Here is a 17539-nt window from a genome sequence, read left to right as displayed (position 1 = left end):
GCTTAAATCGAGTTAAGCCGACTATGATATCAGCGTATTGCCGTTCTACAAAGGTTCAATCGCGGTAACTAATGCTGATTCATCTATTATTTTGAATTTAATATTCCAGTCGTACAGTTTCACTCCATACTCTTTATTGTCTGGTTTGCCTTTTTTATATGCAGGCCTAGGATCTTGAGCGAGAACCTGTGATATCACCTGACGTCGGTGCTCGCCATCTTGTCGCTGATTAAAGACAGATTCGATACTGCTCGAAAACTGGACATCAATGAGTTCAGGTTCATCGGAAGCATAGCCGCCTTGCGCTTGAGGAATGGCATCTGAGTAAGGGATGTAGGGTTTGATATCAACGATGGGCGTTCCATCAACTAAATCAACGCTGCCGATATGTATTAAGGTTTGTGAACCCTGCTGTTCAACGCCTTTTAGTTCAACCGCGGACATGCCGATACCATTGGGTCTAAAAGTAGAACGAGTAGCTAACACTCCCATTCTTTCATTGCCTCCAAGGCGAGGGGGCCGAACCGTTGGCTTCCAGCCCGCGTCGATGTTTTGATCGAATAAAAACAGCAACCACAGATGAGAGAATTGCTCGATGCCTTTAATGGCCTCTTGGCAGTTTGCTTGCCCCTGCAGTGTTACGGTCGCTGTCGCAGAAGAGACGAGGCGCGGTTGTCTCGGCACGGCAAATTTTTCTTTATAAGGCGAGCTGATAATGCCAATCGGTTCAATGTGGTAGGTCAAAGGCGTCACTTTAGGTCACAAAATTAAAGATTCATCATTTCAGATGTGCTTGGGGTTTTCAATAGGAGGCGAGAGGCAAGTTTGGCGTATAACATATTGGTGTGTTGATCAAAAAACGCATTTGTCATAAGAATGTTATTTTTTAATTGATATAGATATCAGTATATATGATTGATTGCTATTAAATCGACTGGTTGAATATTGCGCTAATTTTACATTTAGCAACATATTGGGCTTTTAATTGCGCTTTTGGTCACGTACCCTTCGCCTGCTTTTTACAAAGTTGTCAGAAAAGGACGATAGCTTTGTTAAATAAGCCAGGACAATATAATAAAAGGAGGGGACAGATGAGTTCATCTGCCGCAATGAAACACAACAAACCAAAAAAGCCGATATTTACCCGTTTTTTAGACGGCGTTGAATATTTGGGGAATTTATTACCCCACCCAATCACACTTTTCGCTATATTCTGTGTCGCCATTTTAGTCATGTCTGGTATTGCCGGTTACTTTGACGTTGCGGTTGTCGACCCTCGCCCAGAAGGCGCACCTGGTCGTGCTGCTGATGGAATGATCAAAGTTGTCAGCTTATTCAATGCTGAGGGCTTACAGCTTATCGTTACTAACCTTGTTAAGAACTTTACTGGCTTTGCTCCTTTAGGAACCGTATTGGTTGCCATGCTTGGTGTTGCGATTGCTGAACACTCTGGCATGTTGTCTGCTGCAATGCGTGGCCTGGTTATGGGCGCGTCTCAACGCATGGTTACTGTAACGGTAGTTTTTGCAGGCATTATCTCTAATACCGCTTCAGAGCTTGGCTATGTGGTTCTAATTCCACTCGCTGCGATGCTATTCCACTCTCTAGGGCGTCACCCTCTAGCCGGTCTAGCAGCCGCATTTGCCGGTGTATCTGGTGGTTATTCTGCAAACCTATTAATTGGTACGGTGGATCCGTTGCTTTCAGGCATTACTGAGACAGCAGCACAAATGATTGACCCAACTTACACCGTTGGCCCAGAGTCAAACTGGTACTTTATGTTTGTGTCTACTTTCTTCATCTCAATTACTGGTGCATTTGTTACCGAGAAAATTGTTGAGCCGAAGTTGGGTAAATACAATGAAGAAGAGGCGGCTGAAGACTTATCCAACGACCGTATGGGTAAACTGTCTGATGTTGAAAAGAAAGGTCTAAAAATGGCCGGTCTTGCGGTACTGATTGTGAGTGCTGTGATTGCTTCGACGATCGTTCCTGCGAACGGTGTACTTCGTTCTGCTACGGGAGAAGTGGCAGGTTCACCTTTCTTGAAGAGTATCGTCGCGTTTATCTTTGTTTTCTTTGCTATTCCTGGTTTTGTTTACGGTAAAGTAACAGGAACCATGAATAACGATCGTGATGTAATCAATGCTATGTCTAAATCGATGTCTTCAATGGGCATGTACATAGTGCTGGTATTTTTTGCGGCTCAGTTTGTTGCATTCTTTAAGTGGACAAACTTTGGTCAGGTATTTGCGGTAGGCGGTGCTGATTTCTTACAAACCATTGGTTTGACTGGTCCGGCGTTGTTCTTTGCCTTCATTCTTATGTGTGGCTTTATCAACCTTATGATTGGTTCTGCATCTGCTCAGTGGGCAGTAACTGCACCGATCTTTGTACCAATGTTAATGTTGGTTGGCTACGCGCCTGAGACGATTCAAGCGGCATATCGTATTGGTGATTCGACGACGAATATCATCACACCAATGATGAGCTACTTCGGCCTTATCTTAGCGGTAGCGACACGCTACATGAAGAACCTTGGTATTGGTACTTTGATCGCCACGATGCTGCCGTACTCTATCTGCTTCTTAGTAGGCTGGAGTGTACTGTTCTATATTTGGGTATTCGTATTTGGCTTACCTGTTGGCCCTGGTGCCGCGACGTACTACACGCCTTAGTTAATGGTCGGTGGTACAGCGTTATCAAAATAAAAATGCTCCCAATTGGGAGCATTTTTTTGTTGAAGGGTGTTATTTTAGTTTTTCTAAATCGGCTTCAATCTCTGCAATTTTACCAGAGACGACTTTTTCTAAGTGACGAAGATCAGATAGGATTTTTTGTTTCACATCGACTTCTGCCACCTCAACGGGCTTAGTGATTTTGTTGAGCTCATCAATGACTAAGGTTAAGTTGCGGTTGATCTCTGTGACTTCTTTATAGCTTTGGCTGCTGCTATTTACCCTGACGTTTTTAACTTGCCTTGGGTATTTGAACTTAACACTCTTAGCAAACAGTTCGCCTTTCTGTTTACGAAAATATATTTTTAACACATCCTTGTGCGCTTCTTGTCGAATTGAGTAACGCTCAATTTGTTTAGGTTCATGAATGCCTAAACTCGTGAGGTTTGGATACATAGTTTACCTCTTTCATTGTGTGTTCTAAGTACAAATGTAGCAGTCTATTGGTGTGGTAGATAGTTGATAAGTTGAACGATTAAGAAGAAATGTGGGGGAGATCGCTTAATATTCATTCTAAATAAGTAGGGAAAGCTAGGTTCATAATAGAACCTAGCTTTTTAGATTGAAAATTTTGCCATTAGGCCGATATTTGTTCTGAAATGGTGTCGTGCAGTTTCTGTTTCAATGCTTCTTCTTCCTCTTCAGAAAGGCGTCCTCCACTGGCGCTGGTTAAAATGAATAGATCTTCTGCGCGCTCGCCAATGGTCGTGATTTTGGCAGCATGGAGGCTTATATCACACTGTGCGAATGTAGCACCTACCTTCGCAAGTAAGCCAGGTGCATCGAGTGCGACGAGTTCCATTAATGTCCGCTTCTTACTTTTCGTTGGTAGAAAGTCCACTTTGGTTTTTACGTTGAAATGTTTTAAGTTTCGCGGTGCACGGCGCGCCTTTATTTTGGTTGGCTTGCCACTTTCAAGTACTCGTATTAAGTGCTTAATGACAGCTGAGTGACGAGTGGTATCGATTTTTTTACTGTGATGATCGAGTACCATAAACGTATCGAGAACATAACCGTCTTTACTCGTCATGATTTGTGCGTCGTGGACATTAAAATTACGTCGATCGAGCTCAGCGACCACTGTCGCAAATAGAGCGGGTTGGTCTTTGCTGTAAACAAAAACTTCAGTGCCGCCCCGTGTGGCCTTTTTACTCATCAACACCAGCGGTTTAGATTGGTCTTCGGAGTTTAAAATATGCTCACAATGCCAGGCGATTTGTTTGTGAGTATGGCGTAGGAAGTAATCCGCTTTAAATCGTTGCCACAAGACTTCAATTTCACGGGCAGCAAAGCCTTGCTTTCTTAGCAATGCAGAGGCGAGTTGTTGGTTGTGGCGAATACGGTCTCGAACATCAACGGGGTTTTCAAGCCCTCGTCTTAATACGCGTTGGGTGGAGTGAAATAACTCCGCGAGGAGCGTTCGTTTCCAACTGTTCCAGAGTTCAGGGTTAGTGGCACAAATGTCGGCCACGGTGAGGCAGACCAAGTATTCCAAATATTCTTCATCACGTACTTTTTTGGCAAATTCAATGATCACGTCTGGATCGTAAATATCGCGTCTTTGCGCGGTGACTGACATTAACAGGTGACTTTGCACCAGCCATGAGACTAACTTGGCTTCAGGTTTTGACAGCCCATGTTCAATGCAAAACTCGAATGCTTCAACCGCGCCAATTTCAGAGTGATCCCCACCGCGACCCTTACCGATATCATGAAAAATAGCCGCGAGGATCAGCAGTTCTTTCTTTTGCATTCTTGGATAGACTTCGCAGCAGATAGGGTGCTTAGAATAGTTTTCTTCCAAACTAAAGGTATGGATGTGGTTGAGCAATCGGATACTGTGCTCATCGACGGTATAAACATGGAACAGGTCGAATTGCATCTGGCCAACAATTTGGCTCCACTGTGGCAGATAGGCCGCTAACACCCCTAACTTATGCATCAACCGGAAAGCTCGGTGGAGGGCGTTGGGGTGACGGACAAGATCCATAAACTTGTCTCGCGCCGCGGGAATCTCATGTAGAAACTTATTTAACCGACGACGAGCAGTACGCAGCTGTCGCAGCGTAGCTGGGCTAACGCCTTCGATGCTTGAATCGTTGGCAATGTGGATAAACATATCCAAGATGGTTTCTGGACGCGCTTGGAACAGAGCGGGTTTCCTGGCCTCGATTAGGTGCCCCCGACGTTGAAAGTCACTATCGAGGATTTCAGCGGCAACAATTTGTCCTTTGTTGATGATGGCTTGGTCGAATAGTTTTAACAGCATTTTATTGAGTTCAGCGACACGTCTTAGCGTGCGATAGAACTCTTTCATCATCATTTCGACGGCAATGTTGCCTTCACCGACAAAGCCAAGGCTTTCTGCAACTTGGGCTTGATGACCAAAGGTGAGTCGATTGTCATAACGTCTGAGTTCGATATGCAGGGCAAAGCGCACGCGCCATAAGAAATTCTGACATTCGACCAACTCGCGATATTCCGCATCAGTGAGAAAGCCAAAACGGCTCATTTCAAATAAAGACGTGGCGCCAAAGTGGCGACGAGCTACCCAACTTAGAGTATGGATGTCCCTCAGACCGCCGGGTGTAGATTTGATATCGGGCTCTAAATTGTAAGTGGTATCGTGATACTTCGAGTGACGGGTTTTTTGTTCGTTTATTTTTGCTCGATAAAAGTCTTCTGATGTCCAAAAAGTGTCGGAATCCACGACGTTTTTCAGTTGTGAAAACGTATCCTCACTACCACATAGCAATCTTGCTTCTTGTAGATTGGTTGCGACCGTAAGATCTGACTGTCCTATTTCAACGCACTCTGCGACCGTTCGAACCGCATGACCGACCTCTAATCGTAAGTCCCATAATAACGTGATGAATTCACTGACGGTAGTTTCTAGCGCTGGCGTGAGCTTATTACGAGAGACAAACAGAATATCGATGTCAGAAAGTGGGTGAAGTTCACCCCTGCCATAACCACCGACCGCGACCAATGCAAGGTTGGTCTGGTTGTTAAGACCACTGTGCTGCCAAAGTCGGTTAAGTAATAAATCAATATAGTCTGAACGACCAAGAATCAAATCTGCGATGGGGTGGTGATTTAAAAACTCGTACTTTTGATGGTCGGAAAAGGTATCCAACTGGGCTTTGAGTTCTTCAACCGTCAGCTGTTCATCGCTGAGAGTTGTGGGCGTCTGAAAAGTCATAAAAGGCGCAATCCGTGCAAGCAAAAAGAAAAGTCTAACTACGGTTATACCAAAATGGTGAAGATAAAAAAATATCCTCACGTTGTGAGGATATTTTTAAAAGACGGAATGATGGAGCAATTAGGCGTTGTTCATATGGCGAGGAATGGTTTCCTCCGCTCTCAGTGTTAGGACTTCACAACCTGTCTTAGTCACGACTATCGTATGTTCCCACTGTGCTGAGTTCTTGCCGTCACCAGTGTAGACAGTCCAGTCGTCATCGGCGTCGATGCTACAACCAAATTTGCCTGCATTAATCATTGGCTCAATGGTAAACACCATGCCTTCTTTTAACACGCGGCGATCGGCATTTTTATAGTGAACAACCTGAGGCTCTTCGTGGAATTCAGAGCCAATACCGTGACCACAAAAATCTTTTACGATTGAGAATTTTGCGCGAGGGTTGTTTTTATTATTGGTCTTAATGTACTTCTCGATCTCAGTACCAATAGCGCCAACCGTTGAGCCAGGCTTAACGGTTTTCATACCTAAATACAGGGCTTCTTGAGCCACCATGCATAGGCGTTTATCTGCTGGAGAAACATCACCAATTAAGAACATCTTTGATGTGTCGCCGTGATAGCCTTCTGGTCGAGTATCGAGTGAGGCATTGTCATCATTTGGGATGATGACGGTGACATCAACGTTGACGATATCACCGCTCTTAAGTACAGCAGGCTTTGTTTTTCCGGTTGTTCCCATGGCATCTTTATCTGCAGGAATACCGTGGCAAACGATATGGTTGATAGAAGTACAGATAGACTTTGGATAACCATGGTAGTCGAGAGGAGCGGAATATGCGCCGTTCTCTCGTGTGTAGTCAGCACAAATTCTATCAAGCTCCTCGGTAGTCGCGCCCTCTTTGACGTGGGGCTCGATCATTTCTAAAAGCTCGGCCGCAAGTTTACCTGCGATACGCATTCTTTCGATTTCAGCTTCAGTTTTGATTTTGATAGACATTTGTGTTCTCTACTCTCTAATTTGACGCGTTATTCTAACAACGACGAGATTAAGCGCAACAAGAATAAAACTCGTTTCTAAGATTGTTGTACTGATAACGGTAGTTCAGTTTAGCTATTTACGTTGTTCCTTGGTGGTTCGAATTTGCTCAATTATTGTGATTTTTCTGGCATTGAGGTAGTAAAATATGGTATAAAGCGCGCCAGAATATAGAGTCAGTTTCTCCCTTGCGGCGAGCTGCCTTTGTTTTCTCATTAACTTTAATTTAAATCACACACATTTCGTCACATGTTCCGGGGTGCTTGAGTAATCATTCATACCAAGTCGGATTCATGGGAAATGTGGAGGCCTAACCCCATAGAGGATTTTAAAATGGCAACTGTATCAATGCGCGATATGCTTAAAGCTGGTGTTCACTTCGGTCACCAAACTCGTTACTGGAACCCAAAAATGAAGCCATTCATCTTTGGTGCTCGTAACAAAGTTCATATCATCAACCTAGAAAAAACTGTACCTATGTTCAACGATGCACTAGCTGAGCTAGCTAAAATCGGTGAGAAAAAAGGTAAAGTTCTTTTTGTTGGTACTAAGCGCGCTGCGTCTGAAGCTGTTAAAGAAGCTGCAATCAACAGCAACCAGTACTACGTGAACAACCGTTGGTTGGGCGGCATGCTAACGAACTACAAAACAGTTCGTCAGTCTATCAAGCGTCTTAAAGAATACGAAGCGCAAGCTCAAGACGGTACTTTCGAGAAAATCACTAAGAAAGAAGCTCTAATGCGTACTCGCGAAATGGAGAAGCTAGAGAAGTCTCTTGGTGGTATCAAGAACATGGGCGGTCTTCCTGACGCACTATTCGTAATCGATGCTGATCACGAGCACATCGCTGTTAAAGAAGCAAACAACCTAGGTATCCCAGTTTACGCTGTAGTTGATACTAACTCTAACCCAGATGGCGTTGACTTCATCATTCCTGGTAATGACGATGCAATCCGTGCAGTACAGCTTTACCTAAATGCTGCTGCAGACGCGGTTAAAGAAGGTCGTAACAAAGATGTTGCTGCTGTAGCTGCTGAGAAAGACGGTTTCGTAGAAGAAGCTGAATAATAGCGACTATAAGTCACACTTAGTTTTGGGCGACGTCTAGTTTTCATATAAACTAAGTTATAGTTAGCATCAGGGGCCCAATGAGAGCCCCTGATTTTTACCTTGTGTAGAATCAACTGAGGATTTAAGAATGGCAACTGTTACTGCTGCTCTTGTAAAAGAACTTCGCGAGCGCACAGCCGCTGGCATGATGGAATGTAAAAAAGCGCTTGTTGAAGCAAATGCTGATATCGAATTAGCAATTGAAAACATGCGTAAAAGTGGTGCGGCTAAAGCTGCTAAAAAAGCAGGCAACGTAGCTGCTGAAGGCACAATTATCATTAAAGAAGATGCTGGCGTTGCTGCTCTTGTTGAAGTGAACTGCCAAACTGACTTCGTAGCAAAAGATGCAAGCTTCCTTGCATTCGCTAACGAAGTAGCTGACGCTGCTCTAGCTGAGAAACTAGACGCTGCTGCTCTTCAAGCTAAATTTGAAGATGCACGTATTGCTCTAGTAACTAAAATCGGTGAGAACATCAGCATCCGTCGCGTTGCATTCATCGAAGGCACAAACGTTGGTTCTTACCGCCACGGCGACCGTATCGGTGTTGTTGTAGCTGGTGAAGCTGACGCAGAAACGATCAAGCACGTTGCTATGCACGTTGCAGCATCTAAGCCTGAGTTCGTAAACCCTTCTGACGTACCTGCAGATGTAGTTGCTAAAGAGCAAGCGGTTCAAGTTGAAATCGCAATGAACGAAGGCAAGCCACAAGAGATCGCTGAGAAAATGGTTATCGGCCGCATGAAGAAATTCACGGGCGAAATCTCTCTAACAGGTCAAGCTTTCATCATGGAACCTAAGAAAACTGTTGGCGAAATCTTGAAAGAGAAAGGCGCTACAGTAACTAACTTCGTACGTTTAGAAGTTGGTGAAGGTATCGAGAAAGCAGCTGAAATGAGCTTCGCTGACGAAGTAGCTGCGGTACAGAAAGGTTAATCCTTCTCTGTCTCGTTGATATAAAGACCGTAGCCAAGGCTGCGGTCTTTTTGCGAGTAGACTAGGTGGTAATTTTTTAACCGTCATGAATTGAGATTTGCTTGGCTAGCATCAGCATTGCTACATTTCGTAAGAGCTAGATGTCACAAGTGCTAAGTGGCACAAGTGCTATATTAGTAATGAATCTTAATCCATGACCGTTAATCGACAACTCTCTTTGGAAGGTGAACTCCATGACAACGAACCCAAAACCAGCGTATCAACGTATTCTGTTAAAACTCAGTGGTGAAGCGCTGCAAGGCGAAGAAGGCTTTGGTATTGATCCATCTATCTTAGAGCGCATGGCTCAAGAAGTGAAAGAATTGGTGGAGCTGGGCGTTCAAGTTGGTGTCGTGATTGGCGGCGGCAACCTTTTCCGTGGCGCAGGCCTTGCTGCAGCGGGTATGAACCGTGTTGTGGGCGACCACATGGGTATGTTGGCGACGGTAATGAACGGCTTAGCAATGCGTGATGCATTGCACCGTGCTTACGTGAATGCGCGTGTGATGTCAGCAATCCCACTTAAGGGTGTGTGTGATGATTACAACTGGGCGGATGCTATCCGTGAATTAAGACAGGGTCGTGTTGTTATCTTCTCAGCCGGTACTGGTAACCCGTTCTTTACTACTGATTCTGCAGCTTGTTTGCGCGGTATTGAAATTGAAGCTGATGTGGTACTAAAAGCGACAAAAGTAGATGGTGTATTCAGTGCTGACCCAGTCGCTAACCCAGATGCAGAATTATATGATAAGCTTGCCTACAATACCGTTCTAGATAAAGAACTTAAGGTTATGGACTTAGCTGCATTTACTCTGGCTCGTGATCATAAAATGCCGATTCGCGTGTTCAACATGAATAAGCCAGGTGCACTTCGTCGAGTTGTGATGGGTGAGGCGGAAGGCACACTTATCAGTGACGTAGAATAATAGTAGACTCTGTCGCTAGAAATTATCGAAAACAACCTAAATGCGGATCCGCATTTAGGTTCACATTATTAAGGTGATATTGTGATTAACGAAATTAAGCAAGACGCTCAAGAGCGTATGGAAAAAAGTGTTGAAGCACTGAAAAACAATCTATCAAAAATTCGTACAGGTCGTGCGCACCCAAGCCTACTTCAAGGTCTTTCTGTTGAGTACTATGGCGCACCAACGCCTTTGAACCAGGTTGCTAACGTTATTGCTGAAGATGCACGTACTCTTGCTATCACAGTATTTGATAAAGAGCTGACGCAAAAAGTTGAAAAAGCGATTCTAATGTCAGACTTAGGTTTAAACCCTATGTCTGCAGGTACGGTTATTCGTGTACCGCTACCACCGCTAACAGAAGAGCGTCGTAAGGACCTTGTTAAGATTGTTCGTGGTGAAGCTGAAGGTGGTCGTGTGGCTATCCGTAATATTCGTCGTGATGCAAATGGTGACCTTAAAGCACTATTAAAAGACAAAGAGATCTCTGAAGACGAAGATCGTAAAGCGCAAGATGAGATCCAAAAACTGACTGACATTGCTGTGAAAAATGTAGATGACACATTAGCAGCAAAAGAAAAAGAGTTAATGGAAGTTTAATTCTTAACCACTTACACCTGCGAAAAACGCTGTGCTGACAGCCCAGCGTTTTTTTATGCTACTCTGTTTGTCCCAAATTATTACTAAACTCTTTTATGCAGAACTCAGAAGTCTTCAATGATTCCCTTCCTCAACACATTGCTATCATCATGGATGGTAATGGACGTTGGGCAAAATCTAAGGGAAAACCACGTGTATTTGGACATAAGAAAGGCGTTTCTGCGGTTCGAAAAACCATTTCGGCAGCCGCTAAGCTAGAGATTAAAGCCATCACTCTTTTTGCGTTCAGTAGTGAAAACTGGCGACGACCTGAAGAAGAAGTAGGCTTGCTAATGGAGCTGTTTATCACGGTTCTATCTAGTGAAATCAAAAAATTGCATAAGAATAATCTACGACTTCGCATTATTGGTGATACCACCCGTTTTAATGACCGACTACAGCGTAAAATTGCTGATGCGGAAGCGTTGACAGCTAACAATACGGGGACGGTGATTAATGTTGCAGCCAATTATGGCGGTAAATGGGATATCACCGAGGCGCTGAAGAAAGTTGCAGCCCAAGTTGAGCTTGGTGAGTTAAAGGCTGCAGATATCACGGAAGAGTTGATATCCGAGCATGTCACAATGTCGGATTTGCCGGATGTTGATTTACTTATCCGTACTAGTGGCGAATGCCGTATTAGTAACTTCATGCTTTGGCAAATGGCGTATGCAGAAATGTATTTTACTGAACAATTTTGGCCTGAGTTCAATGAAGACAGCTTAGTGGAAGCTATCACTTGGTTTGTGAATCGCGAACGGCGTTTTGGTTGTACCGGAGAACAAGTCAAAGCGTTAATGGAAGCCAATTAAGGACGATTTAGTTTGAAACAACGAATTATCACAGCTCTAATCCTCGCTCCGCTGGTGGTTTGGGGTATTTTCTCTCTGCCATTTTTGTGGTTTATGATAGCGGTTGCCGCTATTACCCTGATTGGCGCATGGGAGTGGACACAATTTACGTTAACGCCATCACGCCTTGTAGCAATGCTGCCACCTGTGGTTGCCATCGCGTTATCGGTACTGCTTATTCCAGTCGACGTCATAACATTTAATCAAGTTGGGTTGGCACATATTGTCATATTGGGTGTGGGGTTTAGTTGGTGGTTAGTCGCGAGTGGTCTTGCTATGACATACCCTAAATCTGCCGATTATTGGCAACATTCTAATTTGCTACGACACCTATTTGGTTTATTAACGTTACTACCATTTTTATGGAGTATACTCATACTTCGTGCCCAGTCGTATCATCAAGACCCTTATCACGGCGCTAAGCTCGTGTTGTTTGTTTGCCTTATTGTTTGGGCGGCAGATAGTGGTGCTTACTTCGCTGGTAAAAGCTTGGGTAAACGAAAAATGGCGCCACACGTGAGTCCTAATAAAACTATTGAAGGTTTGTTAGGGGGGATTGTTGCTGCGCTAGGTGTGGCATGGGGAAGCTCGGTTATGTTTGATATTGAGTTTACCAGTGTAGCAAGCATGATTGTTATTACGTTAGCTACGGTTGTCATCTCAGTGTTGGGCGATCTTGTTGAGAGTATGTTCAAGCGAGTGTCTAAAATAAAAGACAGCAGCAACATTATCCCTGGTCATGGAGGCGTATTGGATCGCGTTGACAGTTTAACGGCCGCCTTCCCAATTTTTGCTCTTCTTTATCTCATTTTCTAATCTCATAAAGAGGGTGTTCATCACCCTCTTTATGTTCGATAAGCGGTTGTACTAGCATGCAAAATTTAACCATCCTTGGTGCTACAGGCTCTATTGGCGCAAGCACCCTTAAAGTGGTCGCTCAAAACCCTTCGCTTTACTCAATCTATGCTCTAGTGGGCGGCAAAAATGTGACCAAAATGGCCGCACTGTGCCTGCAATGGCAGCCCAAATTTGCAGTAGTTGCAGAAGAGAGTGATGCGAAACGTCTGAGAGTAGAACTAAACGGTTTGGTCGATACTCAGGTTTTGTTCGGACAAGACGCAATGTGCCAGGTTTCAGCAGATGATGACGTTGATATGGTTATGGCTGCTATTGTGGGTGCTGCAGGCTTGTTACCGACTCTGGCTGCGGTTAAAGCAGGTAAGCGTATACTCCTTGCCAATAAAGAAGCCTTGGTCATGTCTGGGCAGTTATTTATTGATGCGGTTCGTACTTCTGGGGCTCAGCTCCTTCCTGTGGATAGTGAGCATAACGCTATCTTCCAATGCTTGCCGAATTCAATTCAAACCGATCTTGGCTATTGTAATTTAGCGCAAGCTGGAATTGACCATATATTATTAACGGGGTCGGGCGGGCCATTCCGTTACAGCGATGTTTCTACTCTGTCTTCAGTGACGCCAGCACAAGCGATTGCTCACCCGAATTGGTCTATGGGACCTAAAATTTCGGTGGATTCTGCGACCATGATGAATAAAGGGTTGGAGTTTATAGAAGCCAAATGGCTGTTTAATACCAGCAAGGAACAGCTAAAAGTTATTATTCATCCTCAGTCCGTGATCCACTCAATGGTTCAATATCAAGATGGTTCAGTACTTGCTCAAATGGGGCAGCCGGATATGGCTACACCGATTGCCTACTCGATGTCGTACCCACAGCGAATACCTGCCGGTGTTCCTGCTCTAGATTTTACTAAAATGAATGAGCTGACTTTCTTAGAGGTTGATTTTGAGCGTTACCCTTGCCTTGCTTTAGCTATCGACGCTTGTTATGAAGGTCAGCATGCGACAACAGCGATTAACGCTGCCAATGAGGTCGCGGTTGAAGCCTTTTTATCTGGTGGGATAAACTTCACAGATATTAGCCTGATAAATGAGCGTGTTATGTCGAAGGTTTGTGCATCAAACCAATATAACGTGTTAAGTGACTTGGAAAGCATTCTTGAGCTAGATAGAATGGCTCGAATCTATGCAAGTGAGCTTACTCACCGCAAGTAGCTATGCTGGCAGTAATCTGAACTCAGCACATACTAAATAACTATCATTAGTAACCATCACTAATAACCATCATCACAAGGCGTATGAGCCATGAGAGATAATTGACTATGACAGACATACTGTGGAACTTTGCCTCTTTTGTGATCGCCTTGGGGGTTCTCGTCGCTGTACACGAGTTTGGCCATTTTTGGGTGGCAAGGAAGTGTGGCGTTTACGTCGAAAAGTTCTCGATTGGGTTCGGTAAAGCCATCTGGTCAAAAACGGCAAATGATGGCACAGAATACAGTATTTCGATGATCCCTCTTGGTGGCTATGTCAAGATGCTAGATAGCCGTGTTGACGAAGTCTCTGAAGCGGATCACAAGTATGCCTTTGATAAAAAGCCTCTTTGGAAAAGAACCGCTATCGTAGGTGCAGGACCAGCATTTAACTTTATTTTTGCGGTGTTTGCCTATTGGCTAGTGTTTCTGATTGGTGTTCCTGCTGTAAAGCCTGTGATCGGTGAAGTGACTCCGCATTCTATTGCTGCCCAAGCCGGTTTCGAACCCGGAATGCAGATTAAATCTGTTGATGGTAAGCAAACACTGGATTGGGAGTCGGTGAATTTGGGTTTGGTATCTCATATTGGAGATAATCAAATGACGGTCACAGTTTCATCCAGTGACCAAATAGGAACGGATAAAAAATTAACATTTGACCTGTCTGGTTGGAACTTTAACCCAGAAACAGAGTCTGCTATGGGGACGCTTGGTTTTAGACCGTACTCGCCGTCTATCAAGACGACATTAGCAAATGTGAGTAGTGATGGCGCTGGTGCGGCTGCAGGTATTTTAGCCGGCGACAAAATTATTGCGATTGACGGACAAGCTATCCAGCAATGGCAACAAGTTGTTAACGCGATTCAAGCGAACCCTAACACACCGGTTGATGTCACGGTTGATAGAAACGGCGACGACATGACGCTATCACTGATGCCAAATTCAAGAACATTGAAGGATGGGACGAAAATTGGTTTCGCTGGTATCGCACCAGAAATGGAAGCGTGGCCCGAAGACTATCGTTTTGAACTCCAGTATGGTCCGATTGAATCTGTTGGGCGAGCGTTTGTTAAAACTGGTCAGATTATAGAACTCACTGTTTCCATGCTGAAAAAGCTGATTACGGGTGATGTGGGTCTTAACAATTTAAGTGGCCCTATTTCCATTGCAAAGGGAGCAGGGGCGACAGCCGATTATGGTTTGGTATACTTTTTAGGCTTTTTAGCGCTGATTAGTGTCAACCTTGGAATAATAAATCTGGTGCCATTACCGATGCTAGACGGTGGTCATTTGCTGTTTTTTGCAATCGAAGCGGTCATTCGTAGACCGGTGCCAGAAAAAATACAAGAAATGGGTTATCGAGTGGGTGGGGCGATTATTTTTTCACTCATGTTGATCGCAATTTTTAACGATTTTACACGCCTCTGATATCAGAATTTAGGCAGCAGTATTAGCAAAGGATTAATTAGAGCAGGTATGGCGATTAAGCATATTCTATTCGCGTCTCTACTAGCGACCAGTGTGTCGGCGAATGGAGCTGAGGATTTTGTTGTACAGGACATTCGTATTGAAGGCTTGCAAAGGGTAGCACTGGGTGCTGCGCTATTGAAAATGCCGGTGCGAATTGGTGACACCGTTGATGGGAAGGATATCTCAGAAATTATTAACGCGCTCTACAAGTCTGGCAACTTTGAAGATATCAAGGTATTGCGAGATCAAGATGCGCTTGTTGTTCAGGTGACAGAGCGCCCGACAATTGCCAGCATTTCATTCTCAGGAAATGATGCTATCAAGGAAGAGCAGCTACAGCAAAACTTGGACGCGTCTGGTGTTATTGTTGGTGAAGCACTCGATCGTACGACGCTGAGCAATATAGAAAAAGGGTTAGAAGACTTTTACTACAGCGTGGGTAAATACAACGCTAAAGTGCAGGCGGTTGTGACGCCATTACCACGTAATCGTTCGGATTTGAAATTTGTTTTTACCGAGGGCGTATCTGCGAAAATTAAGCAGATTAACTTCATCGGCAACCAAGTCTTTACCGATGATGAGTTGCGTTCTCGCTTTAATTTGAATGTGGATGTTGCATGGTGGAACTTCCTTGCCGACGATAAATACCAGAAGCAAGTATTGGCTGGTGATATTGAAGCATTGAAATCATACTACCTTGATCGTGGTTACTTGAAGTTTAAAGTCGATACCACACAAGTCTCTATCTCTCCGGATAAAAAAGGTGTCTACATTACGCTAGGCATTGATGAGGGCGCACCTTACCAAGTCGAAGGGGTGAAATTCCGCGGACAACTCATTGGTAAAGAAGCTGAGTTCCAAGGGATGGTTCCGTTTAAAGACGGCGATACCTACAATGGCTCAAGTGTCACTGCGCTAGAAGAAAGCATTAAGCGAGTACTGGGTGAATCAGGTTATGCTTACCCACAAGTACGTACTATTCCTGAGTTTGACGATGAGAATAACCAAGTTTCCTTGGTAATTAATGTCGAGTCCGGTAATCGTATCTACGTGCGTGACATTCGTTTCACTGGTAACAACTCAACGAAAGATGAAGTGTTACGTCGTGAAATGCGTCAAATGGAAGCCAGTTGGTTGAACTCAAAATCTATCGATGTAGGTAAAGACCGATTAAACCGTCTTGGCTTCTTTGAAACCGTAGATGTACAAACGGTTCGAGTGCCAGGCTCTGAAGACCAAGTCGATTTAGTTTATGACGTCAAAGAGGCAAACTCTGGCAGTGTCAACTTTGGTGTCGGCTATGGTACGGAATCAGGGATCAGTTTCCAGGTTGGTCTACAGCAAGATAACTTTGCTGGTAGTGGCGACCGTGTTGGTATCAGCGCAATGACCAACAAATACCAAAAGAACATTACCCTAGACTACCGAGACCCATACTGGAACTTGGATGGTGTCAGCTTAGGTGGGCAGATTTTCTACAACGAATTTGAAGCGTCGAAAGCGGGTATTATTGACTATACCGACCAAAGCTACGGCGGAACGCTGACTTGGGGTTTCCCTGTTGACGAATTAAATTATCTGGAATTTGGTGGAGGCTATACCCACAGTCGCCTTGGCAACATCAAAGAATACGTACAGATTGAAAAATTCTTGCAAGCCCAAGAAAAGAACCGTGATGCGGAAGGTAACCTTATTACCGATGATTTCCACATGACGGCGGCTTGGACTCGAAATAATTTGAACCGCGGTCGTTTCCCAACGGCGGGTAACCATCAAAAACTCTATGGTAAAGTGACGGTACCTGGCTCGGATGTTCAATACTTCAAGACGCAATATGACGTTAGGCAGTATTTTCCGATAACACAAAGTCACAATTTTACGTTATTGTTAAAAGGTCGACTGGGTTACGGTAATGGTTATGGGCAAACCAATGGCAATGACAACTTGTTGCCATTCTACGAGAACTTTTATGTAGGTGGTTTCTCTACGTTGCGTGGCTTTAGACAAAACTCGGTAGGCCCGAAAGCCGTTTATGATGATCCTAACGGCTGTTCAAGTAACGCAGGCGGTAACAACCCATGTTACTCCGCAACTGAGCAGTCGGTTGGTGGTAATGCGGTTGCATTGGCGAGTGTAGAACTTATCGTACCGACACCGTTCGCGTCTGACGAGTTTCGCAACCAAATTCGTACCAGTGTGTTCTTTGATGCCGCTAGCTTGTGGGATACAGAGTTTACGTATTTGTCACCGGACCCTAACATGTCAGGGCAGAAATACTATTACGATTACTCGGATCCATCGAATTATCGAGCATCTGTCGGCGTAGCGGTTCAATGGATGTCTCCAATGGGACCATTGGTATTTTCACTAGCAACGCCAGTTAAGAAGTTTGAAGGTGACAAAACAGAAGCCTTCACATTTACGATTGGTAATACGTTCTAGT

Annotated in this window: 14 protein-coding genes; 10 read left to right on the top strand and 4 right to left on the bottom strand. The window is 44.4% G+C overall.

Features of this window, described 5'->3' with window-relative positions; translation table 11 throughout:
- Window positions 1-45 precede the first annotated feature (45 nt).
- Window positions 46-744 carry a tRNA (N6-threonylcarbamoyladenosine(37)-N6)-methyltransferase TrmO gene (gene tsaA / locus L4D05_RS15545; protein ID WP_428752662.1) on the bottom strand — a complete coding sequence of 233 codons (699 nt, stop codon included), beginning with the start codon at window positions 742-744 and terminating at the stop codon, window positions 46-48.
- Window positions 745-1091: 347 nt separating this feature from the next.
- On the opposite strand from tsaA, the gene L4D05_RS15540 reads away from it, so the two are divergent.
- Entirely contained in the window at window positions 1092-2678 is a 1587-nt protein-coding gene (locus tag L4D05_RS15540) for an AbgT family transporter (RefSeq protein WP_428752660.1), read from the top strand.
- A 72-nt stretch (window positions 2679-2750) separates the two neighbouring features.
- Here the strand turns inward: L4D05_RS15540 and L4D05_RS15535 are convergent, their stop codons facing one another.
- The 3 genes from L4D05_RS15535 to map form a co-directional block, all read right to left on the bottom strand.
- Window positions 2751-3134: a DUF3461 family protein gene (locus L4D05_RS15535; protein WP_265674516.1), complete on the bottom strand. Its 384-nt coding sequence runs from the start codon at window positions 3132-3134 to the stop codon at window positions 2751-2753.
- A gap of 181 nt (window positions 3135-3315) precedes the next feature.
- Entirely contained in the window at window positions 3316-5940 is a 2625-nt protein-coding gene (glnD, locus tag L4D05_RS15530; RefSeq protein ID WP_428752659.1) for a bifunctional uridylyltransferase/uridylyl-removing protein GlnD, read from the bottom strand.
- A 120-nt stretch (window positions 5941-6060) separates the two neighbouring features.
- The gene (map, locus tag L4D05_RS15525; RefSeq protein WP_428794555.1) at window positions 6061-6939 is read right to left on the bottom strand and encodes a type I methionyl aminopeptidase; all 879 of its coding nucleotides are present in this window, start codon (window positions 6937-6939) and stop codon (window positions 6061-6063) included.
- 372 nt (window positions 6940-7311) lie between these two features.
- On the opposite strand from map, the gene rpsB reads away from it, so the two are divergent.
- From rpsB to bamA, 9 genes are all read left to right on the top strand, one after another.
- Window positions 7312-8046, top strand: a complete 735-nt coding sequence (gene rpsB / locus L4D05_RS15520; RefSeq protein WP_428752655.1) for a 30S ribosomal protein S2 — start codon at window positions 7312-7314, stop codon at window positions 8044-8046.
- A gap of 130 nt (window positions 8047-8176) precedes the next feature.
- Window positions 8177-9022, top strand: a complete 846-nt coding sequence (gene tsf, locus L4D05_RS15515) for a translation elongation factor Ts (protein WP_265674519.1) — start codon at window positions 8177-8179, stop codon at window positions 9020-9022.
- 233 nt (window positions 9023-9255) lie between these two features.
- Window positions 9256-9987 carry a UMP kinase gene (gene pyrH / locus L4D05_RS15510; RefSeq protein WP_428752654.1) on the top strand — a complete coding sequence of 244 codons (732 nt, stop codon included), beginning with the start codon at window positions 9256-9258 and terminating at the stop codon, window positions 9985-9987.
- Between the two features lie 81 nt (window positions 9988-10068).
- Window positions 10069-10626, top strand: a complete 558-nt coding sequence (gene frr, locus L4D05_RS15505) for a ribosome recycling factor (protein ID WP_250618337.1) — start codon at window positions 10069-10071, stop codon at window positions 10624-10626.
- Between the two features lie 95 nt (window positions 10627-10721).
- Complete coding sequence (uppS, locus tag L4D05_RS15500) at window positions 10722-11477, top strand: undecaprenyl pyrophosphate synthase (protein ID WP_428752653.1); 756 nt, start codon at window positions 10722-10724, stop codon at window positions 11475-11477.
- A 12-nt stretch (window positions 11478-11489) separates the two neighbouring features.
- A complete protein-coding gene (locus L4D05_RS15495; protein ID WP_428794554.1) occupies window positions 11490-12332 on the top strand; it encodes a phosphatidate cytidylyltransferase in 843 nt (280 codons plus the stop codon).
- A 56-nt stretch (window positions 12333-12388) separates the two neighbouring features.
- Window positions 12389-13588: a 1-deoxy-D-xylulose-5-phosphate reductoisomerase gene (gene ispC / locus L4D05_RS15490; RefSeq protein ID WP_428752650.1), complete on the top strand. Its 1200-nt coding sequence runs from the start codon at window positions 12389-12391 to the stop codon at window positions 13586-13588.
- 107 nt (window positions 13589-13695) lie between these two features.
- Entirely contained in the window at window positions 13696-15054 is a 1359-nt protein-coding gene (gene rseP / locus L4D05_RS15485; RefSeq protein WP_428794553.1) for a sigma E protease regulator RseP, read from the top strand.
- A 48-nt stretch (window positions 15055-15102) separates the two neighbouring features.
- Window positions 15103-17538: an outer membrane protein assembly factor BamA gene (bamA, locus tag L4D05_RS15480; RefSeq protein ID WP_428752647.1), complete on the top strand. Its 2436-nt coding sequence runs from the start codon at window positions 15103-15105 to the stop codon at window positions 17536-17538.
- Window position 17539: the final 1 nt, after the last annotated feature.

The organism is Vibrio nomapromontoriensis, assembly GCF_050337205.1.
Lineage (GTDB): Bacteria > Pseudomonadota > Gammaproteobacteria > Enterobacterales > Vibrionaceae > Vibrio > Vibrio nomapromontoriensis.
This window is presented reverse-complemented; position numbering and strand designations above follow the sequence as displayed.

Coding starts and splice junctions, on each gene's coding strand:
- L4D05_RS15540 (WP_428752660.1), top strand. CDS start 1,092: ATGAGTTCATCTGCCGCAATGAAACACAACAAACCAAAAAAGCCGATA.
- L4D05_RS15535 (WP_265674516.1), bottom strand. CDS start 3,134: ATGTATCCAAACCTCACGAGTTTAGGCATTCATGAACCTAAACAAATT.
- glnD (WP_428752659.1), bottom strand. CDS start 5,940: ATGACTTTTCAGACGCCCACAACTCTCAGCGATGAACAGCTGACGGTT.
- map (WP_428794555.1), bottom strand. CDS start 6,939: ATGTCTATCAAAATCAAAACTGAAGCTGAAATCGAAAGAATGCGTATC.
- rpsB (WP_428752655.1), top strand. CDS start 7,312: ATGGCAACTGTATCAATGCGCGATATGCTTAAAGCTGGTGTTCACTTC.
- tsf (WP_265674519.1), top strand. CDS start 8,177: ATGGCAACTGTTACTGCTGCTCTTGTAAAAGAACTTCGCGAGCGCACA.
- pyrH (WP_428752654.1), top strand. CDS start 9,256: ATGACAACGAACCCAAAACCAGCGTATCAACGTATTCTGTTAAAACTC.
- uppS (WP_428752653.1), top strand. CDS start 10,722: ATGCAGAACTCAGAAGTCTTCAATGATTCCCTTCCTCAACACATTGCT.
- ispC (WP_428752650.1), top strand. CDS start 12,389: ATGCAAAATTTAACCATCCTTGGTGCTACAGGCTCTATTGGCGCAAGC.
- rseP (WP_428794553.1), top strand. CDS start 13,696: ATGACAGACATACTGTGGAACTTTGCCTCTTTTGTGATCGCCTTGGGG.
- bamA (WP_428752647.1), top strand. CDS start 15,103: ATGGCGATTAAGCATATTCTATTCGCGTCTCTACTAGCGACCAGTGTG.